Consider the following 23,181-nt stretch of genomic DNA (forward strand, 5'->3'; position numbering starts at 1 on the left):
AAGCCGCAGATTATAGGTTCAGATTGGCCAGCTCATGCATCGCCCGGGCATAGATTGCCGTCGAGCGAATCAGTGCGTCGATGTCGATATGTTCATTCCTTTGATGTGCCGAATTGGCCATGCCCGGAAATACCGGGCCGAAAGCGACGCCGTTTGCGATATACGCCGCATAAGTTCCGCCGCCGGTGGACAGCAGCTCGGCCGGCTGCCCCGTCTCCGCCTCGTATACCCGCTGCAGCGCTTCGATCATCGGATGATCGTCCGGCACACAGTGCGGATGTTTCAAGCTCGGCGGTTCGATCTCAAGGCCGCAGGCTGAGGCCCGGACCGCGATGTTCTCCAGAATATCCGCTTGATTGCCGCAAACCGGATATCTCAGGTTGATGTGAAAATACGATTCTCCTTCCGGATCATACTGCAGCAGCCCTGTGTTGACCGTCAGCGGTCCGGTGATCTGGTCTTCCATCGCAATGCCGAAGGCACGCCCGTGGATATCGCCATACATCAGCGCATCGACCGTATGGAGATAATGCTCCGCACCCGAAGGGAACGAGAACTCCTTCAGAAAATGGATCAGCTTGAGGCCCGCATTAATGCCGAGCTGCGGCTCCATGCCATGGGCCGTCTTACCGGTTAGCGACAGGCTCGCCGTCTGCCCGTCCGCATCGATCTCAAAGCTTCCCTTCAGCCCTTCCGACGCGCAGTAGTCCTCATAAGCCTTCTGCATCGCACCCAGGCTGCCTGCATCTCCCGCTACCTCGGCGCGCGCCCCTTCAGGCACGCTGTTGGCCACCTCGCCGGCCGTGAACAACTGCAGCCGGTACTCGGAGCCGGACGAATCGCTCTCCTCGATCGGCTTAAAGAGCAGCCGGGTATTGATCTGCCCCTTCTCTGCCCGAACGATCGGAAAATCGGCATCCGGCGTAAATCCGCAAACCGGTGCCGGCTCCAGCTCGTTATATTTCTGCATGCACTTCCCTGTCCGCTCCTCGTCCGTTCCAAAAATAAGGCGGATCCGGTGCTTCAGCGGAAGCCCCATGTCTTTGACAATTTTGAGTCCGTAAAACGCAGCCATTGCCGGGCCTTTATCGTCCTCAGCGCCGCGCGCAAAAATTTTGCCGCCCCGGACGGACGGCTCGAACGGAGGGGTCGTCCACTTCCCGGATGCCGGAACGACATCCAGATGGCTCAGAACGGCCACATAGTTCTCGGCCGATTCCGGGCCGAATTCGGCGTAGCCAACATATCCGTCCAGGTTCCGGACCCGGAAGCCTTCGGCCGCGCACAGGTCCAGCATATATTGCAATGCCTCCGCAACACCTTGGCCCATCGGCTGCCCGGGGCCGCTGGTGTCCGGATCATAAACACTGTCGATTCTCAGAAGTCCGGACAGATCTTCAATCAAGGCCTCTTCCCGCTCTTCGGCCATCTCGTACCAGCTCATGCGCCGGCTCCCTCCTTATTTACAGTCATCTTTTTACTTGGATCATACAGATGGCAGGCTACCCAGTGCCCTTTTTCCGCTTCCTGCCATACCGGCGTTTCCGCAGCGCACAGCTCTGTAGCAAACGGGCAGCGCGTCCGGAATCGGCATCCGCTCGGCGGGTTGATCGGGCTTGGCAGGTCTCCCTGCAGCACCATTCGTTCCCGGCCGCGCTCCAGCTTCGGATCAGGAATCGGAATCGCCGAAAGCAGCGTTTTGGTGTATGGATGCAGCGGATTCTCAAACAGCTCGTCGCTGCTCGTAAGCTCCACCATGCCCCCGAGGTACATCACCCCGATGCGGTCGCTGATATGCTTCACCATCGACAGGTCATGGGCGATGAACAAATACGTTAATCCCAGCTCCTGCTGCAGCTTCTTCATCAGGTTCACGACCTGTGCCTGGATCGAAACGTCCAGCGCCGAAATCGGCTCATCGGCGATCACGAACCGCGGATGAACCGCAAGCGCCCGGGCGATGCCGATCCGCTGGCGCTGGCCGCCAGAGAATTCGTGCGGGAACCGCTCAGCGTGGCTGCGGTTCAGTCCGACCGTCTCCAGCAGGTCGTAGACCATCTGCTGGCGCTCCTTGCGGTTCTTGGCGATGCCGTGGGCATCAATGCCTTCGGCGATGATGTCGGTCACCGTCATCCGCTGGTTCAGCGACGCATACGGATCCTGGAAGATCATCTGGATGCTCCGGCTCAGCTTCTTCCGCTCGGCATTGGATTTACGGCCGTGCACCGCCTCGCCGTCAAAGCTGACCGTCCCCTCCGTCGCTTCATAGAGACGGATCAGCGTGCGGCCCAGGGTCGACTTGCCGCAGCCGGACTCGCCGACAAGACCGAAAGTCTCCCCCGGATAAATGTCGAACGAGACGTCGTCCACCGCTTTCAGAATCTGTCCGCGGCCCACGTCAAAATGCTTCTTCAAATGCTTGACCTCGACCAGCGGTTTTGTCCCCTTCTCATGCTTCATGGCCGATCACCTCCCGCAAGCGGACTCTGCACTTTCGGCGCCCGGCTGTCCTGCAGCCAGCAGGCCGCGCGGTGCGTCTCCGAGTGTTCTGTATATTCTGGCATATATTCGTGGCAAATTTCCATGGCGTAAGGACAGCGTGCCGCAAACGGGCATCCCTTGGGCGGGTCGCTGAGGTCCGGCGGCGTGCCGGGAATAGCCGTCAGCTCCTCCGATTTCTCATGCAGCTTCGGCATGGAAGCGAGCAGCCCCCAAGTATACGGATGCTTGCCTTCATAAAAGATCTCGTCTACCGTACCGGTTTCCACGATTTTACCGGCGTACATGACCGCTACGCGTGACGCCATATTCGCGACTACGCCCAGATCGTGCGTGATCAGCACGATGGACGTGTCCAGCTCCTGCTGCAGCTTCTTCATCAGCTCCAGAATTTGCGCCTGGATCGTCACGTCAAGCGCAGTCGTCGGCTCGTCGGCGATCAGCACCTTCGGGTTGCACGCCAGCGCAATCGCGATGACCACGCGCTGGCGCATGCCTCCGGACAGCTGGTGCGGATACTGCTTCAGCCGCTTGTCCGGATTCGGGATGCCAACCTGGTTCAGAAGCTCCACCGCCCGCCGGTTGGCTTCCGCACCGCCGAGCTTGCGGTGCTTCTTCAGCACCTCGGTGATCTGCTTGCCGATCGTCATCGTCGGGTTTAGCGACGTCATCGGGTCCTGAAAGATCATCGAGATGTCCCGGCCCCGGATATCCTGCATCTGCTTTTCAGGCAGCGACGCGATGTCCTTGCCTTCAAAACGGATCGAGCCGTGTTTAATTTTTGCGGACTTCGCCAGCAGCCTCATGATGCTTTTGGAAGTCACCGATTTGCCGGAGCCGGATTCCCCCACGATCGCCAGCGTCTCGCCCCGGCCCAGGGAAAAGCCTACGCCGCGCACGGCCTGCACTTCGCCCGCATATGTGAAAAAGCTGACCTGCAAATCCTGCACTTCGAGCAAGTTGTCCATTCTCTCTTCCCCCTATTTCCGCATTCTCGGATCCAGCGCATCCCGCAGCCCGTCACCCAGAATATTGAACGTTACCATGATGAGGACGATGACAATCGAAGGGTATAGCAGCAGGTATGCCTGCGTATTCAAGGATGCGAAGCCGTCGTTGATCAGCACCCCGAGCGAAGACATCGGCGACTGAAGTCCAAGGCCGATAAAGCTCAGGAACGCTTCGGTAAAGATCGCCGACGGAATCGTGAACATCGTGTTGATGACGATGATGCCGATCGTATTCGGAATCAAATGCTTTGTAATGATGCGCCCGGTGGGCGTGCCCAGCGTACGGGCCGCCAGGACGAATTCCTGCGACTTCAGCTTCATAATGTGTGCCCGGACCAGCCGGGCCATGTTGACCCAGCCCGTAATGGACATCGCGACCATGATGGTCACAATCCCCGGCTTCATCACCATCATCAGCAGAATAATAATGATCAGGCTCGGAATCCCGGTCAAAATTTCGACGATCCGCTGCATCACGTTATCGACTCTTCCTCCAAACAGGGCGGAAATGGCGCCGTAGGCAACCCCGATGACGAGGTCGAGCGCGGCGGCGAGCACGGCGATCAGGAGCGATACGCGCGTTCCCTGCCATACGCGGGCCCATTGATCCCGGCCGAATTTATCAGTGCCGAACCAATGATCGGCGTTCGGTTTTTGATAGACGGCATTATAATCGGTAGAGTAATAGTCGTGATGTCCGATCCACGGACCGACGATCGCCAGCAGCAGCATGATGACCAGGATGACCAAGCTGACGATCGCCGCTTTGTTTTGTCTCAGCCGTCTCCAGCTGTCCTGAAAAGCCGTCAAGGATTTGCCCGAAATCTTCTCCCGTTCGTCCGGCTTTGCGGCGGCCGGCTTAAACAGCGCATCCACGTTATCCATTTGCGTCATGTCCTCACTCCTTTCCCGATGCCAGACGGATCCGCGGATCCACCAGGCCGTACAGCAGATCCACGATCAGCATGACGAATACATAGAAGGCGCTGTAAAAAATCGTGATCCCCATAATCGTGGAATAATCGTTCATTTTGATCGAGTCGACGAACAGGCTCCCGATCCCCGGAATCCCAAAAATATTCTCAATGACGAGCGAACCTGTCAGCAAATTGACTACGATCGGACCAAGAATCGTAATGACCGAAATGAGCGAGTTGCGGATCACGTGCTGGAACATGATGCGCGCGAACCCAAGCCCTTTTGCCTTAGCCGTCGTGACATAATCCTGCTCAAGCACCTCCAGCATCTCTGTCCGTACAAACCGGGCGATCAAGGCGATGACGCCGACGCAGAGCGCAATGGACGGCAGGATGGAGCTGGGATAGCTCTCCCAGAATGCGACCGGCAGAAGCCCCCATTTGAGCCCGACAAAATACTGCAGCAGCGCCGCAAGCACGAAATTCGGCACCGACACGCCGAGAACGGCGATAATCATGGTGGCGTAATCCCAGCCGGAGTTATGGCGGTAAGCGGCGATGATCCCGAGGATCATGCCGATGGCCAGTCCCAGCAGAACCGCTTGCAGACCGATCAAGGCCGAAGGTCCGATCCGGCTCATGATGATGTCCTTTACAGGTTGACCGGTGTAGAAAAACGACGTTCCCAAATCGCCTTTGACAATATTTTTTAAATAGTTCACGTACTGCACGCCAACCGGCTTGTCCAAGCCGTAGCTGGCATAAATCATCTGTCTTTGTTCCTGCGGCAGCTGCTGAAGCTTCTCTTCATCGAACGGAGTGCCAGGCAGTGCTTTCATCAGGAAAAAGGTGGCGGTCGTAATAATAAACAACGTCAGCAGTAAGTATACGATCCGGATGCCGATATACCGTTTCAATGTTGCACCTCCCAATACGCGGGGCCTTCAAAATTTTCATTACGTCCCGGAGCTTGATCCAGGAAAGGGAAAGAGAGAAGCCGCGCTTCTCTCCTCTCCCGATACATGCCCATGTGAAGCGGCATTACTTGATGCTTGCATATTTAAAGTCAACCGGGTTGCCGTATGGATGGTAGTCCAGTCCTTCGACTTTATCGCTCAGCAGGTAGGAGTATCCGCCGAAGTAGATCGGAACGACCACGACGTCTTCTGCCGTCAGAATTTTTTCGGCAGCCAGCAGCATGTCGATCCGTCTTGCTTCGTCCGTTTCTTTCTTGGCGTCAGTGATCAGCTTGTCGTACTTCGGATTTTCATAGTTTCCGCGGTACGGCGTGTGGTTTGCCCACAGATCCAGATACGTCATGGCATCATCATAATCGGCGCCCCATGCGGTAATCGCCATTTGATACTGGCTGTTGTCCATCAGCTGTCCGCGGGCTTTCGCCGTTTTGGTGTCGATGGCCACGTCGATGCCGAGGTTTTTCTTGAACTCGCTCTGCATAAAGGTAGCGACGTCCTTCGTTTCGGAGGTGTCCGCTACGAGCATCGTAATTTTAGGCGCTTTACCCAGCTCTTTAACCCCTTGCTCCCAATAGGATTTGGCCTTTGCCGCATCCGGCGTGATCAGGTCGCCCTGCATTTCGCGGAAGCTTTTGCCTCCCGTTGCGCTCATTTGGTCCGGAATCAGTCCTGTAGCGGCCTTGGAACCGTTGTTCAGCACCTGGTCTGCCAGCAGTTTGGAGTCGAAGCCGTATTCCAGCGCTTTGCGGATGTTGATGTTGCTCACGCCGTCCGCCTTCAGGTTGAACTGCAGGTACGTCGTTCTGAAGTTGATGCCTGTTCCGAATCCAGGGTCGGACTTGGATGCATTGACATCGGAAGACTGCAGCAGCACACGGTCAAGCTGTCCGGCTTTATAAGCGTTCAGCGCCGTGCTCTTTTCCTTGATGACTTTCACGTCCACTTTGTCCACCTTGACGTTCGCAGCGTCCCAATAGCCGGCATTCTTCTCGAGCACCGCACCGCTGGCGGCATCGACCGAAGTCAGCGTGTAAGGACCATTGAACAGCATGTTTTGCGGGCTCAGCGCATAGCTTTCGCCCTGGGACTTCACGAATTCCTCTTTCATCGGGAAGTACGGAGCCAGCGAAGTCAGTCTCAGGAAGTAAGGCGTCGGCTGCTTCAAATGAACGACCAGCGTCTTGTCATCCTTCGCTTCGATGCCGACTTTGTCCGCCGAACCGCCTTCTGCGTACTCGGCTGCACCAACAATGTAGTCCGTCATAATAAAGGAATAGCCGTTGGTTCCGGTTTTCGGATCCATTTCACGCAGCCAGGCGAACTTGAAATCGGCTGCCGTTACCGGCGATCCGTCGCTCCATTTGGCGTCAGCGCGCAGCTTGAACGTATACGTCAGCTTGTCTTCGGACAGCTCCGAGCTTTCTGCCATGGCCGGCTGGGGCTCGTTCTTCGGATCGAGGCGGTACAGCCCTTCTCCGATATTGTTCAGCACCGTAAACGATACGTCGTCGGATGCCGCCCATTGATTCAGGTCTTTAATTTCGCTTTCTACAGACAGTCTCAGCTCTTTGGACGCCGTCTGTGCGGCATTGCCCGTGTCCCCCGTCGTGCCCGAGCTCGCGCCTTTACTGTCGCCGCCGGTGAACGAGCATCCTGTGAAAATGGCCGATACGACAAGCAGCGTCGCCAGCAAGCTTACCTTTTTCCTTTTCATTGCATGTCCCACTCCTTTATGTCCCCTTTGTGAATGTATGATTGCACCGCCGTTTCCGAAGGAAGCCGCGGGTGAATCCGAATCTCTTGTGCTCATTCATGCTGAAGAACTTCCGGTACTGCGTGTCAATGGCAATCAGGTGCTTGGTCTCTCCTGCTTCCTCTATTCGTTACTGCCGAAATGCTAGTTTCGTAGATCGAACAATTTTTCGAAAAGGAGAGTATTACTTTATTTAGAAGCTTGCGTTTACTTACCTGCCAGGGTAAAAGCGGCTCTGCGCTCGCCGACTACAATGTGGTTGTCGTTCTTGATTTCCTTTGAAACGACCGTATACAGACGGTCAATCGTGGCCTGGTTGCTGTATCCGATTTGCTCGAGGATCGAAGCAACGGCGATCGGCCACGGTGTCTCCGAGCCGTCGATCACTTTCAGCGCAAAAGCGACGCGTTCCCGAATTAAAGAGAAGCAGTAGACACCTTTGGCTCCACCCTTGGCGACGATGTTGTCGTCCCGCAGCAGCTCCGAGCAGATAAACTGATGGCTCGCGATGCTGTCCGGCGCAGCGTGCATATAGCGGACCATACGCTGCACGGCTTCCCGCGTCCCGGCATCACGGATCAGCTCTGGGCAGGCCAGCTTCAGGTATGCCGTGGCGATCGATTTCAGCGGCAGCGCAAAGATCGGAAATCCGCAGCCGTCAACGCCTACTTTAATCTGATCGACCGGATATTCGGCCATGTCCGCGAGCGTGTGAAGGATGTCCTGCTGCAGCGGATGCGATGGCTGCCAGTAAGTCTCGGTCGGCAAGCCCATCTCCCTCGCCGCAGCCAGAATGCCGAGATGCTTGCCGGAGCAGTTATGATACAGCTTGCGCGGCGGTTTATTTTCCCGCATGAGGGCGAACTTCGGCTCATCGTTCAACGGATAGGTCGGGCAGCACAGCAGCTGCTCTTCTTTGAGGCCGGTTTTGGCCATAATCGATTCCAATGCTTCGATATGATACGTTTCGCCCCGGTGGGAGGCGGCGAACATGGCGGCTTCCGCATCCGTCAGCCCGTACTTTTCGGCGATGTTCTGCTTCATGACCGGGATCGCCTGGAACGGCTTGGCCGCCGAACGCAGGAAGGTCATATGCTCCGCATCGCCCACCTCATAGATGACTTCTCCTTGATCCGATACGCCGCACAGCACGCCGAGATGCACGTTCTCCAGCACGCCGCCGCGGTATTCCTCCACCAACGGTTCCAATTTCATACGTCAACACCCGCTTCGTTAAATTTAGTCTGCCTGCTCCATCTGTCTGTCGATGTCCAGGAACAGGTTTTGGGCCAGTATGCCCGATCCGATCACCACGCCGTCACTCTCCAGAGCCGAGTAGACGATCTGGAACGTTCCGCGCAGCGGCTCCCACACAAATTGATCCATGCATTTGTCCGAAATGAAGTCCCGGACTTCAGGGAAGCTTTCCACCAGCTTGCCGGTCAGAATCACCGTATCCGGGTTGTATACGCAGGCGATGTTGCTGACCGTGACCGCTACGAAAGTCATGGCCCGGTCTACAATGCTCGCCGCCCAATACTCTCCGTCCTTCTTCGCCTGAAACAATTCCTCCAGCGATCCGATCGGTTTGATTTTGTTGGCCTGCTCAACAAGCGACGCTTCAGCGATATAGGTCTGCAGGCAGCCGACCTTGCCGCACTCGCACAGAAGGCCTCCCGGGTCTACTACCGTATGCCCGATTTCCCCGGCACTGTTCGTCTCCCCGCGATAGATTTCCCCATCGATGATCAGGGAGGAGCCGACCCCGCTGCCGAAGCCGATCAGCACCGAGCGGCTCGATCCTCTCGCCGAGCCATATTGGTGCTCGGCCAGCGCACGGACTTTCAGCTCGTTATCCACGGCAACCTCAAATCCGGTCAGCCGCCGGAGCTCCCCGGCGATGTCAGTCTGCTTCCAGCCAAGCTGCGCGGACAGTACCACGCTGCCCCCGGCGTAATCGACAATGCCTGGCAGTCCGACGCCGATGCCGACCACCTTGCGGCGGTCGATGTCCTCCGCCAGGATCAGCTCCTCGATGGCCGAGGCGATACGCTCCAGCGTTGCCTCCGGCGTTTCGCGGGAATCGCGCGTCACCTGCGTACTGTGAACCACTTTGCCATCCAGGTCCACAATGCCGATCCGGATGCCGCTGCGGTCGATTTCAACGCCCACGGAGAGCACCGAGCCGGGATTCACATGCAGCATCACAGCTTTCCGTCCGACGCCGGTCGTCGTCTGCTCGATCTCATGCATAAAGTCCTGCTGGAACAGCTCGGAAACGATCCGGCTGACCGTCGTAGGACTCATTCCTGTCAGTCTGGCGATCTCGGCACGGGACAGGGGCGAGTGTTTACGGATCAGTTCAAACACCGTACTTCTGTTTTTCCTCCGGATATAATCCTGATCGTGCTTCTGCATCGGAGACGGTCCTCCATTTTAATTAATTTCACCTATGGAGAAAATCTTGGTAGGAAAAAGGAACACAGCGGATTCAAACTCGGCATTTAGGGATAATTACCCGAATTAGCGTCCGACTTTGGTCTTATAATTTCTCCAGTGATGTTATTAATTGAACTTTAATAGAATTGAGATTTCGTGTCAATATATATGTCATGTTTTTGTCGAAATTCGTCTGAATTTCCGTTTTTGAGGAAATTCCATCGAATGAAATGCAAATTTTCAGATTTAGGTTTTCAATGAAAATCCCAATTAAACCGCTTACTATAACACTTTGTGTCAACTTTTTATTTCAAAGATTAGAATGTTTCGGCCCTTTACAAGCCCCCTATCTAACCAGTAACCGTGAAACTTTTTCTGAAAATCCCCTGTTTTCCTGTTACTATGGAGAAAGAACATGATCCGGACGGCGACGGTCTGGTTACAGAAAGGTTGAAGCTGCAGCATGAATTCTACTTCTACTCCAGATTTGCATCCCCGTACGACGGCAAAAGGCAAGGAACCCTTTCCTGTCTCCCTTCTGTCGCTGACGGTGGGCGCCTTTGCGATCGGCATGACCGAATTCGTGATCATGGGCATTCTGCCAAATGTAGCCGATGATCTGAACGTAAGCATCTCCACAGCCGGGCAGCTGATCACAAGCTACGCGCTGGGTGTAGCGGTCGGCGCCCCGATCCTGACCATCTTAACTCACCGGCTTCCGCAGAAGCTGCTGCTCTGCCTGCTGATGGCGCTGTTCATTCTCGGCAACGGCATTGCCGTCATCGCACCGAACTATACCGTGCTGATGGCAGCCCGCCTCATAACGGCGTTGTGCCACGGCACCTTCTTCGGCGTCGGCGCCGTCATCGCTTCCGGCCTTGTCAAGCCGCATAAGCGGGCCGGAGCAGTATCCATCATGATGGCGGGCCTGACGATCGCCAACATTATCGGCGTGCCGGTGGGCACCTTTGTCGGCCAGCACCTGGGCTGGCGCGCCTCCTTCGGCGCGATCATGGTGATGGGGATCGTGGCCCTGATCGGCATCGTCCTGTTCATCCCGCGGATCCGCCGCGATGAGTCGGCCAGCCTGGGCAAGCAGTTCAGGGCGGTAGCCCAGCCCAAGCTAATGATCATCCTCCTGGCCTGCGCCGTTGGCAACTCAAGCTTGTTCGCCGTCTTTACGTATATCGCCCCGCTGCTGGAGCAGGTGACCGGATTCCATGAAAGCAGCGTCACCTGGATTCTCGTCCTGTTCGGCATCGGGGTCACGGTCGGCAACATGCTGGGCGGCAAGCTCGCCGACTGGAGGCTGATGCCCGCGATCCTGGGCATCTTCCTCTCCATCTGTGTGCTGCTGACGATTTTCACTTTTACCGTCAAAAGCCCCGTTGGCGCAGTCGTTACGATCTTCCTGTGGGGAGCCGCTTCGTTTGCGGTCATGCCAGGCATTCAGGTGAAAATTATGAACCTGGCGCAGGAGGCACCCGCGCTCGCCTCGACTTCCAATCACTCCGCCGGGAATCTCGGCAACGCGTTCGGCGCCTTCTTCGGCGGATGGGTCATCGACGAGATGGGGCTCACCTCCCTGCCTTGGATCGGCGCCCTGCTCGTCGGGCTCGCCTTCCTGATCGTGCTGGCCGTCTATATGCAGGAGCGCAGACGGCAGACGGTTCCGGTGGCGGGGACGGTTAGCAAGTAAGACCGGACTTGAGCATATGCCTGAGATTAGAGTGATAAGCCAAAGAACACCTCCCTTGAAAGGGAGGTGTTCTCTTTTTGTTACATATCATTCCCGATTAACGAGCCGGCGGGCCGAAATCATCATCCTGTCTCACCGTTTAGTTTGCACCGTTTAATGCGCCAATTCACCTACGAAGGTTGTCACGCTCTGGGCAGGAAGTTGGGCCGTAAAAGAACCGCCCTTGATTTTAATCGAAGATCCGGCTGCCATATTTCTGCTGGCGTCCGTTACCCATGGGGTGACCTTCGACGCCTTGCCGTTTTGCAAGGTGAAGGTTTGGCTTACCGCTGAGGTGCCTTTGTTAATGGCCACAATCACGACCTTGTTGTTGCCTTTATATGCAGAGGTGTAGACGTTGGTATCGGGGTTCTTCGTTGCATCGACCCTGACATAACCGGGGCGGACAAACTTGGAGAAATGAGCCATATTATACCCGCGCTTGCTTATCGTACCGTCCTCTTTCATAGGACCATACTGCCTGCGGATATACCACCATACGTAAGCCTCGAAATCTCCCTCTACCATCGCATGATGAATATGATAGGACACGTCAAGCGCCTCGGGCCACCGATCTGCAGAGTTGGCATCGCTGTTCGGATAATATACTTCCGTCATCCACAGTTCTTTGCCCGCTCCCTTCTGCTTGAAGAGAGGATACGCGAAATCGCCGATCTGGGTCCCGTACAGGTGGGTACCCAAAATGTCCATATTGGCCAGGGCCTGCGGATCGTTCAGAATAGGGTCGGACATGTTTTTCAGGTATTGGAACGATTCCGGCGCGATAACCCGGCAGTTAATGGAGCCTGCATTTTCCTTCATAAAGCGAAGCATCTCTTCAGGGGTCCACCACGTCCAGGTATGGGCATAATCAGGCTCATTCTGGACGGATATCGCATATAGATCCACACCGTTGTTCTTCATGAACGTAACGAAATCGTTAAGATACTGGGCATAGTCGGCATACTTGTCGTATCTTAGCCGTTTGGCCGACGTATCTCCATTCCGGTTGAACGTCTCTGTCATATCGCTTGGCGGATTCCAAGGGGATGCAAACACAATAGCTCCGTGTGCAATCGCACTCTTGGCCGTTTCGACTTCCTTGCTCCAATTGTTCCGATCTTCATCTACATGAATTCTGAGGATGGAAAAGCCGAGCTGGTTGTCCCCATTGCCAAAAGCCGTTTCTCTTTGGGCTTCCGTCAAATCCCCGATCCAGACGGGGTGGTTGATTCCCCCAAAACCGCGAATGACCTGTTTTTCCGCCGATAAGTTGACGGTGGCGTTACTTGAAGCCGACACCTGAGCCGGCCCCGGCACGGCCAGTACGATCGACAGGGCCGTTACACCGGCTAACCATCCGCAAACCGATTTTTTCAAACGTGACCACGTTGCATGCATTTCCATCAATACCTCCATTCTCTTGATAGAATCGTTTAGCTATATAGATTGAACAAAAGTGTTGCACTGAACTTCCTGTTATAACCGCCCAAATACGGCCGATAACATTCTTTTTTAGTTCATTCTATATTGCCGGATTAAAATTCGGTTTCCTCTCACCCCCCTGTTTAAGTCTCGACTTCCCCTTCATCTCAGATTCGGATAACCATCGATGGGCGAGACCCCAATCCCTCGCTCAGCCAGCCGCTCTTTGATATCAACGCTTCCCTGTCGGTAAGACGCATGACGTTTCTGCCCGAACCCCATCGAAGTTTCCATGTAACGAATGTATTCCGATTTAGAACATTTCCAATTGGTAAAGGAATGAGCCGTCCCCCGTAGATCATAGGAGAACGGCATCATCTAATACCAGGCGCTTGCTTGCTGCAAGCTGCAAGAATCCGCTTCTTCGCTATTTTGCGTTTTCGCCTACTCCGCAAACAACGCGGCGATCCGGTCATAAGCCGGCTTCGGACGGTGCTGCGCATCGAACAGCATCGGCCAGTTTTTGCGGCCGCGCACCGGGAAATCGTCCAGCCACGTATAGTCGTCGGCCGCCCCCCAGAACGTCACCCCGCTGATGACGTCGCTGTACTCCTTCAGCAGACCGAACACGCCCTCGTACAGCTCTGCCTGACGCTCGAGCATGCCCGGCTCCGGCGAAGTCAGATCGGCCCGCCTGTCATCGAAGCGGAAGACCGACACGTCCAGCTCGGTGAGCTGCAGCTGCAGGCCGAGCGAAGCATACTTCTCGATCGCCGCGCGGATATCGTCCAGGGACGGATCGAACAGGTTCCAGTGCGCCTGCAGGCCGATGCCGTGGATCGGCGCGCCTTGCTCCAGCAAGGACTTCACCAGCGCATAGATTTTATCCCGCTTGGCGGGATGTGATTCGTTGTAGTCGTTGTAGAAGAGCAGAGCTTCCGGATCGGCGTCATGGGCGTATTCGAACGCCCTGGCGATAAACTCCGGCCCGGCGATGCCCAGCCACTTCGACGGACGCAGAAGCGCGTCGCCTTCGTCGGCGATAACCTCGTTGACCACATCCCAGGCATAAAGCCGGCCCTTGTACCGCCCCACCACCGTATTGATATGCGAGCGCAGCCGCTCAAGCAATAAGGCCTTGCCTGCCGGCCGTCCCTGGCTGTCCTCGAACAGCCAGTCCGGGGTTTGATTATGCCAGACAAGCGTGTGCCCGCGCATCGCCATTTGGTGCCTGCCGGCGAAATCGGCCAGCAGATCCGCATCCTCAAACGTATACACGTCTTCCTCCGGATGAACGCTGACGAACTTCATTTCGTTTTCCGCGGTAATGCTGTTAAAATGGTGCGCCAGCAGCTGCTCCTGCGACCGGATCGTCCGCGGATTGACCGCCGCCCCGATCCGGAAATGCTGCGCGAAGAGATCCTTCAGCGCCTGCTCGGTATGCGTGCCCGTTGAATTCATGACAGACTCCCTCCTGCCTATGGGTGTTAATTTGGACTTTAGTGAAATCCGGCGGCCGCCACGATGACCTCTTGGGAGGCCACTAAAAGGCCCCTATGCGGTTCGGTTCTCTTAGGGTTCGAAAAATCGCCATCCACTGCTCTTTTCCGTTTTTTGACTCGGTTACTCTTTCACGCTGCCGACATTCAGTCCGACCACAAAATACTTTTGCAGAAACGGATAGACCACCAGAATCGGAACGGAGGCAACAATCGTTATAGCTGCGCGGATCGAGAGCGGCGTCACCATCGATACCGCGGTTTCCTGGTTCACGCCGACGCCTGCCGCCACGTTCGGATTGCTGTTGGAGTTCATACTCGACGAGAGCAGCTTCATCAGCTCATACTGCAGTGTACTGAGCTCCTGTCTGGAAGACGTGTACAGGAATGCGTCAAACCAGGAGTTCCATGCGCCTACGGCCACAAACAGTGCGATGGTGGCCAGCACCGGTGTACACAGCGGGAAAATGATCCGCAGGAAAATTTTGAAATCGCCGGCGCCGTCGATCTTGGCCGATTCGACCAGGCTGTCCGGAATCGTTCCGATATAGGTGCGGATAACGATCATGTTGAACGCGCTGATCATGGACGGGAAAATATACACCCAGAAGCTGTTCAGCAGGTGCAGGTCCTTGATCAGGAAGTATCCCGGGATCAGGCCGGCGCTGAAGTACATCGTCAGCACGAAAATGACGGTGATCGGCTTGCGTAAGACGTATTCCTTCCGGCTCAGCGTATACGACAGCATCGTTGTCAGGAAGATGTTCAGCACCGTGGACAGCACGGTCCGTGCCACAGAGATCCAGAATGCGTCATAAATCGTGCCCGATGCGAACACCGCCTTGTAGTTCTGCAGCGTCCATTGCCGTGGCCATAAATAAATGCCTCCGCGGATCGTATCGTTACCCGCATTCAGCGACACGGCGATCGTGTTCAAAAACGGATACAGCGTGACAACCACCAAAAAGATCATAAAAATCGCATTAAACGTATTGAACAGCACCGGCTCAACCTTGCTCGAGCGCATGCTTTTTCTTATCGTAACACCAGCCGCTCCCTGCGGGCTGATTTGATGATTTTCCATACTCATAACAGCCTCTCTTCCCCAAGCCGCTTTGCGGTCCAGTTGGCCACCAGTAACAGGGCGACGCTCACGACCGTTTTAAAGATCCCGCCGGCTGTGGCAAGTGAATAGTTTCCTTGAGCAATCCCGTATTTCAAGACAAAGATATCGATCGTTTCGGCCCAGTCCACGACAAGCCCGTTGCCGAGCAGGTACTGAACCTCAAAGCCAGCGTCCAAAATATGGCCGATGGACATGATCAGCAGAATCACGATCGTGGATTTGATCCCCGGCAGAGTTACATGAAACATCTTCCGGTAGCGGTTGGCTCCGTCCATCTCCGCCGCTTCGTACAGCGCGGGATCGATCGACGCCATGGCGGCCAGATAGATGATCGTGTTCCAGCCCACTTCTTTCCACACATGGGAAGCACCGACGATGCCCCAGAAATACTTTCCTTCGCTAAGCCATAAAATCGGTTCCTTGATCAGATGCAGCTTCATCAAAATATCGTTGACAATGCCGTCGGAAGCCAGCGAAGTGGCTACGATCCCGGTCACGATAACCCAGGACAAAAAGTGCGGAAGGTAAGAAATCGTTTGTACCGTCCTTTTCCAAATGACCTTTCGAATTTCGTTGAGCAGCAGCGCGAGCACGATTGCCGTTACGAAACCAAGCACGAGATTGATAATGCTCATCCCGAGCGTATTGCGCAGCACCCGCATAAAATCGTCATCGGTAAACAAAAATTTAAACTGCTTGAATCCGACCCAGTCCTGTTGGCTGAAGGAACGCGCCGGTTTGTAGTTCTGAAATGCCATCGTCCAGCCCCAGACCGGAACGTAGGCAAATAAAATGATATACAACGTCAAGGGCACGGACATCCAGATCAACTGCTGCTGGCTCTTCAGCACAGCCCAGGTCAGCTTCCGTTTCTTCTCTGGTTTCCGGACAGCTTTCTTATTGGTTACAGTCACAGCCATACGTTTGCTCTCCTCACCATATTCAAATTCCGGAGCGGGTATCTATAAAGCGGAAGGCGCTCATTAGCGCCTCCCACTTTCTGTGAACCCTTATTTGCTCCAATTATCGATTCTCCACTTGATTTGCTCGTTGATCTTGTCTTCGTACGCCTTGACATCGACCTTGTGAATTTGTGAAGTGTACTCATTCCATACCGAATCAAAATCGGACGGGTTCGCCAAAACTGCTTTCGGCAAATACTTGGTGGATAGATCGTTCAGCTTCGTGTTCGCTACTTTGGCTGGCGATCCTTCGACCAGATCGATGGACCAGGCCGGGTAGTAAATCGGATTCTCCGGCGGCTCGCTGAAGAAATCGACGTAGCTGTCAAAGCCGTAAGCTTCCAGGAATTTTTTGTCGTAATCGTTCAGGCCCGCTTTGTATTCTTCCGGCTGTGCAGCGGCGTCGGTGGAGTTGCCGTCGCTGAAGCTTCCCTCGATTTTCGGCAAGTTTCCGAAAAGGGCGTCAGCTTTGTTCGCCAGCTTCCATGTTCCGTCCGACTGCTTATCGCGCTGCTCCTGGGTTCTCATAAACCGGCCCTGGTCGTTGACGATGTAGTCCTCACCTTCAATGCCCCATGAGAACACTTTTTGCCAATCTTCCGTGATCAAGGTGTCGAGCAGCTTGATGATCTTCACAGGATCCTTTGCATTGACGCTGATTCCGAAGCCGTTGTTCAGGTTAAGCACAGCCCGGTCGCGATAATAGTCCTTCGTGCTTGTGTCATATACGAGCGGAAGTCCCACATACGTCCGGTTAAACTTCTTCTGGGTGATCAGCGAGTTCTCGGCATTCTGGAAGTTCCAGTGCTGGTCGAACATGCCGAGCACCGTGCCGCTGGACAGTTTGGCCAGGTACTGGTCAAAGTTCTGTACGAACGTCTCTTTGTCGATCAGCCCCTGCTCGTTCATTTGATTCAGCTTCTGGTAGTATTGCTTGGCATAATCCTTATCGGCAAAAATTTCGGCTACGCCGTTGTTCACAACAACGCCACCGTCGTTCGGATGACCAATCAGATGCTGAGGCGGGTTAAAGAGACCCCAGTTTTTCCAGTCATAGTTCAAAATCTCAAAACCGATCGTCGGGCTGCCGTCGATGGTCGGATGCTTCGCCTTATACTTGGCGATCAGGTCGAAGTACTCGTCCAGCGTCTTCACTTTCGGATAGCCGGCCTCAGCCAGCACGTCCTTCTGGACCCAGAACGCCGGCCCGGAATACCAGGTGCTGTTCAGCTTGCCGTTGTATACTCCATAGTTCGGCAGAATATAAATGTGCCCGTCGTTCGGGTCCTTCATCATGTTCCAGTATTTTTCATAATGCTTCTTCAAATTTGGCGCGTACTTCTCGATCAAATCCTCCAGCGGAATATAGGCTCCAGCCGCTGTCAGCTTCGTGTTGCCGGTCATCAGATCCGGGTAGTCGGAGCCGGCAATCATGACGCCCAGCTTCTGGTTAATGTCGCCTGCCAAAAACTCAAAATTAAACGTGGCTCCCGTCTCATCCTTGATTTTTTTGTAAATCTTGTTGTCCGGAGTGGGCTGCTGCCCGGCTTCCCCGATGAAAACGCTCACGTTGAACGGCTCCACCTTTCCGTCGCTGCTGCTTCCGGTTGCTGTCTGCCCTGTAGAGCTGCTGCCGTTGTCTGCGCTGTTGTCTTTGCTGCCGCCGCAGCCGGACAGGACTACGCTGAACGTCATCGCCATGAGTATGCCAAGACGAAACAGCGGTTTAAATCTTCCCCCCATGTAAAGCACCTCCGTCAAATTTTAGCCACACCAAGCTTTTTATTGTAAGCCTTTTCATGTAACTGCCTTTATTGTAAAAGCGCTGCCATAGCCGAAACTATATCGGAATTAAAGGAGTCACCTTCAAAACTTTAGAACATCCTTTTTTTGTATTCATTGGGGGACATCGCATGCCTCGCTTCGAACTGCTTGAGGAATTGGCCGTAATGGCCGTAACCGACGCGCTCCGCAATTTCACTGTTCTTCAAACTGCTGTTTTCCAGCAGGCGTACAGCCTCTTCAATCCGCAGGTTATGCAGCATTTCGTTAAAGCCGATGCCGTTCTTCTTCAGCAGCAGCTGGCCGAGATAAACGGGATGCAGGTAGAAGACCTCGGCCAGCTTGCGGATCGTCAGCGGCTCCCGGTAGTGCTCGCGGACGTAGTCGATAATTTCCTGGGCAATGCCCTGGGACTGCCGCTGCTGTTCCCGTATAAAAAAGTCGATGCAGCCCTCGGCGCAGGACAGCAAATCGCCCATCACGTCGCCAAGCGTCATCACGGTGCCGGATATCCGGGGAATATCGTGCTTTTCGATCCAGGGCTCCGCTGCCGGGCCGGCTGCTTCTCGCATATGGCTCATGATTTGATACATGACATGGATGGCGAGTTTTTTGACGAAGTCCGGATTCGGCATGGACTCCCGCAGGCTGGAATCCGCTAACTGTACCGTTTTTCGCAAAGCCGGCTTGTCCAGCAGCGATACGGCCTGGGGCATTTCTTTAAATAGATCCAACCGCTCGAAATGATCCTCAAACTGGAGATGTTCTACCTGCTCGTAAAGGATCAAGCCCGGGGCATGATCAAGGTAAAAGGCATATTGTATGGCCTTCTTCGCCGCCTTGCAGCAGCAGCCGATCCGGTGCAGGCTGTTCTCCGCCTGCCCTGACGCCATAAACACCCGTTGTCCGTCCGCGCTTTCCGACAGCAGCTCCTCCGCCATCGCGTAAGCTGCCTTATCGTTATCCTCTGCCGAGTTCCAACCGTACACAATCCCGAAGCTGCTCGGCTCCAGATCGACCAGGTATATGTATTCCCCCGCCTCTGCCATTGCGGCAGCCTTCGCCCTCAGCCTGGCAAGAGCATCCGGCGCCGCCTGCACCAGGCACATATTCCATGCCGGCATGGCATCCGACAGGCGGGTGACCTCCTTCTCCCTGCCGTCCAAGGCGTTCGCACCGCCATTCAGCAGATCTTTAATCATCGAAACCGCCTCTTCGTAAGAAGCCATCCTCGTCAGGCTCTGTTCCTCCCGCTCCCGCACCAGCTCCCGCCGAATGTCCCGGATCTGCTCAGCCGCCTCCTCCGGAATGACCGGTTTGAGCAGGTACGCATTGACGCCGTATCGCAGCGCCTTCTGGGCGTATTTAAATTCACCATATCCGCTGACAATGGCGAATTTGACCGGCGCTGTTCCCTCCAGGCTCCACGCCTCGATCATTTCCAGCCCGTCCATCAGCGGCATCCGGACGTCGGTGATGACCAGGTCCGGCGCCAGCTCCCGGATGAAATGCAGCCCTTCCTTTCCGTTGCTTGCACGGCCGCATACCTCAAAGCCCAGTTCCTCCCAGTCGATCCACAGCTCCAGCCCCTCCAGGGCAGCGGGTTCGTCATCGATCAACAACACTTTAAATGTCATGGTTCCCCTCCTGTATTACGGATCGATCAGCCTGCCATACCGCTTAGAAACTTGATCGGAATTTCAAAAAATACGGTCGTGCCCTGCTGCGGGCTGCTTACGATATCAAAGCGCACCTGATCGTGATAGTACAGCTCAAGTCTCCGGTACACGTTGCGGATGCCGATATTGGCGCCGGACTCGTCTTCGGTCTGTACCGCCTTTTTAATTTCCTTGAGCCGCTCCAGCTCCATGCCTTTACCATTGTCCGCAATAACGATGCGCAGACGCTCGTCGGCAACGTACGCACTGACTGTCACGATGCCCTGTCCGTCGATCGCCTGAAGCCCGTGTTTGCAGGCATTTTCCACAAGCGGCTGAATGCTCATTTTCGGGATTTTGTACTGCAGCGCGTCCGGATCGATATCGAAGCGGTATTCGAATTTGTCACGGAACCGGAACTTCTCGATTTTGAGATACATGTCGATAAACACCATTTCTTCCTCCAGCGTCACGATGTCTTCCTTCCAGCTGAGGAGCCGCCGCAGCAGCTTGGACAGGCTTTTGACGATGTCGGTTACGTCCGTGTAGTGGTTTTTCGTACAGACGACGAGGATCGCATTCAGCGTATTGAACAGAAAATGGGGATTCATCTGGCTCTGCAAAAAGTTCAGTTCGGCCCGCACCCGCTCCATTTCCAGGTTTTTCTGCTGGATTTCCAGCTTGTAGACGTTGTTGATCAGGAACTTGATCCGGCCGGTCATCTTGTTGAAATTGCGGATGAGTCCGCCGATTTCATCACGCCCCTCGTCGATCTGGATCAGGTCGAACTTCTCATTCGTCACCTTCTGCATATGCCGTGCCAGCCGCTTCACGCGGTAATTGTAGGATCTCAGCATAATGAAAATAAATCCCGTCGTGAACAGGGTAATCCCCGCTGCGACGATACCGACATACAATCTCATTTCGTTCATCGCATTGGTGATGCGCACACCCTTGGTGATCCCGATCAGCCGCCATCCCTTGACGTATTTGGCGGTGCCGATGTTGACCGAATGAACGTCCTGTTCCTTGTCCTCAGCAGACAGTTTGAATACCGGGTACGCGTCCGTCGTGCCGGTCTGATATCCGCTCTGGGCCGACATAATGATTTGGTCCCGCTCATTGACCAGGTAAAGATCCAGGTAATCTTTTTCCCGGACAATCACGTCATAAATTTTGTTCAGGTCGATGTCGATTCGCAGCAGCTTCTGATAGTGATCGTAGTTATCAAAATAATCCATCCGCTCGATCACGCTCAAATAAGGAGCCGTAAACACGCTGCTGCTGGCTTGGTTGGCCCGGTACGCTGCGACGAACACCGGATTCTGCGAGTCCTTCCACAATTTATACCAGTCGCTCGCCCGGACCTCGTCATCGATGACGTGGTAGTTCCCTCCGTCGACGATCGTCGGATTATCCGTGAAAATACTGATGCGCTCGATTTGGTTGTTCACCGGAATGTAGCTGGTCACCCGGTTGCGCAGCTGCTCGTCAAAGGCGTCATAAAAATCGATCTGGCTCGCGTATTTCCGGTCGAGTATTTCATACAACATCTTATCGCTGCTTAAGGCATGGCTTACCGCTACTCCGCCGTCGATGAAATCATGAATATCCTTTCTCGCCCGCTCGATCGAGATATCAAGGTTCTGCTCCTCCCGTGCTTTGATCAGGTCCGACAGGCGGTCCGTCACCACCAGGTTGATGACGATCACTGGGAGCAGCACGCCGACGATAAAGATGAGCAGAAATTTATAATTCAGCGGAATATCGTTGACGATCTTCCGGAGCTTGAATTTGCGCGTGGACATCATTTCATCGCTCCCCCATCGGTCCATCCGGCGAATTTCCGGCATCCTGCTTGTAGGCCGAAGGCAGCATGCCGGTTTTCAGCTTGAATTTGTTAATAAAATAGTCCGTGTTCGGGTAGCCCACCTGAAGCGCCACGTCGGAGATTTTGAGCGGGGAGCGCTTGAGCAGCCTTTTCGCCTCTTCGATCCGCTTGTCATTGAGGTATTCGTTAAACGGCTTCCCCGTCGTTTTCTTGAACAGCTGGCCCAAGTAAGTCGCGTTCATATGAAAATGCCGGACCAAATCCTGCAGCTGCAGCCTTCCGCGGAACTCGCGGTCGACGTATTGCACGACCTGGTAAATGGTGTTGCTCTCGCTGCTCAGCTTCAGCTCGGACAGAAGGGCCCCCGCCTGAAGGCAGAAACGCTCCACATAAGCCTGAAGCGCCCGGTAATCCCTGATTTCGCCAAGCGTGCCAAGCTGCCTTTCCTGTGCCTTCATCAAAGCGGCCGGGTCGCCGTTCAGGTCCTTGATCAGGCCGCAGACGGACCATTCCATATCCGCCACATGGCTCTTCACCCATTCCAGCTCCACAGGAACCGCGGCAATCCATCCGAAGGATTCCCTGACACAAGCGGTGATACCTTCCGGATCCCCTTCCTGCAGCGTTTCCAGAAGCGTTTTGAATGTTTGCAGGAGCAGCTCCCGGTTTACCGGACGGATGCACTCCTGGTAGAAAAACACTCCGCTTTTCCCCAGACAGCGCTTCCGCTCCACGACTTCCACCGTTTGGGCATACAACTCCCGGATCGAGCGCAGACTGCGTTTCGGCTCGCTGACGGCGATAATGACCGGCCCGTCCAGCCGTTCAGTCAGCTCCCGGTGAATCTGGATTGCGGCATCCTGCAGACGGCCCGAAACTGAGGCGCCGGACTGCACGACAAATCCCATTCTTCCGCTTCCGTCCTGAAAAAGACAACCTGTTTCTCCCTCAAATCCTCGAGTCAGCAGCGGACTTACCTCAGCGGAATCGAATACGTTTTCTATCCATACCAGCAAGCATTGCAACTCTGAAGTGCCCTCCAGCTTCAGAGAACGCTTGATCTGCTCCTCCATGGCTTCGCCGTACTCTCCCTGTATCAGCCTGTTCATCATATGGCTGACGGCCAACAGCTCCTTTTTCGCCTGATGATGCTCTGCTTCAATTTCATCGCCGATCTTCCGGCTGAGCTTGACGAGCAGTTCCCCTATCTCATCGTCATCCACCGGTTTAAGCAGGTATTCAGCCACCCGCTGCCGCATCGCCGCCTGGGCGTACGAAAAGTCGTCATAGCCGCTCAGCACAACGAATTTGGGTGGTTTGGCCAGCAGCTGATTCGACTGCTCGATCAATTCAATGCCGTTCAGCACCGGCATATTGATGTCGGTGACCACCAGCTCCGGACGATGCTCCTGAATGAACCGCAGCGCATCCGGTCCGCTCTGTGCCTCCCCGCAAACCTGAAAACCGTATTTGTTCCAGTCGATCATCGTCCGGAGGCCCTCAAGAACCCACGGCTCATCGTCCACTAAAAGTACGTTCAACATCATCCTCGCTCCTTACTCATT

Annotated in this window: 17 protein-coding genes; 1 reads left to right on the plus strand and 16 read right to left on the minus strand. The window is 54.9% G+C overall.

Annotated features, from left to right (window positions below; genetic code table 11):
* Nucleotides 1-10: 10 nt before the first annotated feature.
* The 8 genes from pepV to K2F33_RS33405 all read right to left on the minus strand — a co-directional run bounded on the left by pepV (nucleotide 11) and on the right by K2F33_RS33405 (nucleotide 9,574).
* Nucleotides 11-1,444 carry a dipeptidase PepV gene (gene pepV / locus K2F33_RS33370; protein WP_089545789.1) on the minus strand — a complete coding sequence of 478 codons (1,434 nt, stop codon included), beginning with the start codon at nucleotides 1,442-1,444 and terminating at the stop codon, nucleotides 11-13.
* Nucleotides 1,441-2,460, minus strand: coding sequence for an ABC transporter ATP-binding protein (locus tag K2F33_RS33375; RefSeq protein ID WP_089545788.1), 1,020 nt, complete (start codon nucleotides 2,458-2,460; stop codon nucleotides 1,441-1,443). Before K2F33_RS33375 ends, pepV begins: the two co-directional genes overlap by 4 nt.
* Nucleotides 2,457-3,467: an ABC transporter ATP-binding protein gene (locus tag K2F33_RS33380; protein ID WP_089545787.1), complete on the minus strand. Its 1,011-nt coding sequence runs from the start codon at nucleotides 3,465-3,467 to the stop codon at nucleotides 2,457-2,459. Before K2F33_RS33380 ends, K2F33_RS33375 begins: the two co-directional genes overlap by 4 nt.
* 12 nt (nucleotides 3,468-3,479) lie before the next feature.
* Complete coding sequence (locus tag K2F33_RS33385; protein WP_244879341.1) at nucleotides 3,480-4,394, minus strand: ABC transporter permease; 915 nt, start codon at nucleotides 4,392-4,394, stop codon at nucleotides 3,480-3,482.
* A gap of 13 nt (nucleotides 4,395-4,407) precedes the next feature.
* Entirely contained in the window at nucleotides 4,408-5,343 is a 936-nt protein-coding gene (locus tag K2F33_RS33390; protein ID WP_076170525.1) for an ABC transporter permease, read from the minus strand.
* Nucleotides 5,344-5,467: 124 nt separating this feature from the next.
* The gene (locus tag K2F33_RS33395) at nucleotides 5,468-7,117 is read right to left on the minus strand and encodes a peptide ABC transporter substrate-binding protein (RefSeq protein ID WP_076170526.1); all 1,650 of its coding nucleotides are present in this window, start codon (nucleotides 7,115-7,117) and stop codon (nucleotides 5,468-5,470) included.
* 246 nt (nucleotides 7,118-7,363) lie between these two features.
* The gene (locus tag K2F33_RS33400) at nucleotides 7,364-8,371 is read right to left on the minus strand and encodes an asparaginase (RefSeq protein WP_089545785.1); all 1,008 of its coding nucleotides are present in this window, start codon (nucleotides 8,369-8,371) and stop codon (nucleotides 7,364-7,366) included.
* 24 nt (nucleotides 8,372-8,395) lie between these two features.
* On the minus strand, nucleotides 8,396-9,574 hold the full coding sequence (locus K2F33_RS33405) for an ROK family transcriptional regulator (RefSeq protein WP_089545784.1): 1,179 nt from the start codon (nucleotides 9,572-9,574) through the stop codon (nucleotides 8,396-8,398).
* Nucleotides 9,575-10,058: 484 nt separating this feature from the next.
* On the opposite strand from K2F33_RS33405, the gene K2F33_RS33410 reads away from it, so the two are divergent.
* Complete coding sequence (locus tag K2F33_RS33410; RefSeq protein WP_089545783.1) at nucleotides 10,059-11,294, plus strand: MFS transporter; 1,236 nt, start codon at nucleotides 10,059-10,061, stop codon at nucleotides 11,292-11,294.
* A gap of 153 nt (nucleotides 11,295-11,447) precedes the next feature.
* Here K2F33_RS33410 and K2F33_RS33415 read toward each other — a convergent pair whose 3' ends face one another.
* The 8 genes from K2F33_RS33415 to K2F33_RS33450 all read right to left on the minus strand — a co-directional run bounded on the left by K2F33_RS33415 (nucleotide 11,448) and on the right by K2F33_RS33450 (nucleotide 23,163).
* Nucleotides 11,448-12,734, minus strand: coding sequence for a glucuronoarabinoxylan endo-1,4-beta-xylanase XynC (locus tag K2F33_RS33415; protein WP_089550065.1), 1,287 nt, complete (start codon nucleotides 12,732-12,734; stop codon nucleotides 11,448-11,450).
* 468 nt (nucleotides 12,735-13,202) lie between these two features.
* Complete coding sequence (locus K2F33_RS33420; RefSeq protein ID WP_089545782.1) at nucleotides 13,203-14,219, minus strand: endo-1,4-beta-xylanase; 1,017 nt, start codon at nucleotides 14,217-14,219, stop codon at nucleotides 13,203-13,205.
* 162 nt (nucleotides 14,220-14,381) lie between these two features.
* On the minus strand, nucleotides 14,382-15,341 hold the full coding sequence (locus K2F33_RS33425; RefSeq protein ID WP_179232121.1) for a carbohydrate ABC transporter permease: 960 nt from the start codon (nucleotides 15,339-15,341) through the stop codon (nucleotides 14,382-14,384).
* 2 nt (nucleotides 15,342-15,343) lie between these two features.
* Nucleotides 15,344-16,303, minus strand: coding sequence for an ABC transporter permease (locus K2F33_RS33430; protein WP_089545781.1), 960 nt, complete (start codon nucleotides 16,301-16,303; stop codon nucleotides 15,344-15,346).
* A 90-nt stretch (nucleotides 16,304-16,393) separates the two neighbouring features.
* On the minus strand, nucleotides 16,394-18,088 hold the full coding sequence (locus K2F33_RS33435) for an ABC transporter substrate-binding protein (protein WP_089545780.1): 1,695 nt from the start codon (nucleotides 18,086-18,088) through the stop codon (nucleotides 16,394-16,396).
* 131 nt (nucleotides 18,089-18,219) lie between these two features.
* Complete coding sequence (locus K2F33_RS33440) at nucleotides 18,220-19,764, minus strand: response regulator transcription factor (RefSeq protein WP_263880671.1); 1,545 nt, start codon at nucleotides 19,762-19,764, stop codon at nucleotides 18,220-18,222.
* Nucleotides 19,765-19,790: 26 nt separating this feature from the next.
* Nucleotides 19,791-21,593 (minus strand): sensor histidine kinase, encoded by a 1,803-nt coding sequence (locus K2F33_RS33445; protein WP_089550063.1) that lies wholly within the window; start codon nucleotides 21,591-21,593, stop codon nucleotides 19,791-19,793.
* A 4-nt stretch (nucleotides 21,594-21,597) separates the two neighbouring features.
* On the minus strand, nucleotides 21,598-23,163 hold the full coding sequence (locus K2F33_RS33450; RefSeq protein WP_263880672.1) for a response regulator: 1,566 nt from the start codon (nucleotides 23,161-23,163) through the stop codon (nucleotides 21,598-21,600).
* Nucleotides 23,164-23,181: the final 18 nt, after the last annotated feature.

The sequence above is a fragment of the Paenibacillus sp. PSB04 genome, from assembly GCF_025809195.1.
Classification (GTDB): domain Bacteria; phylum Bacillota; class Bacilli; order Paenibacillales; family Paenibacillaceae; genus Paenibacillus_AQ; species Paenibacillus_AQ favisporus.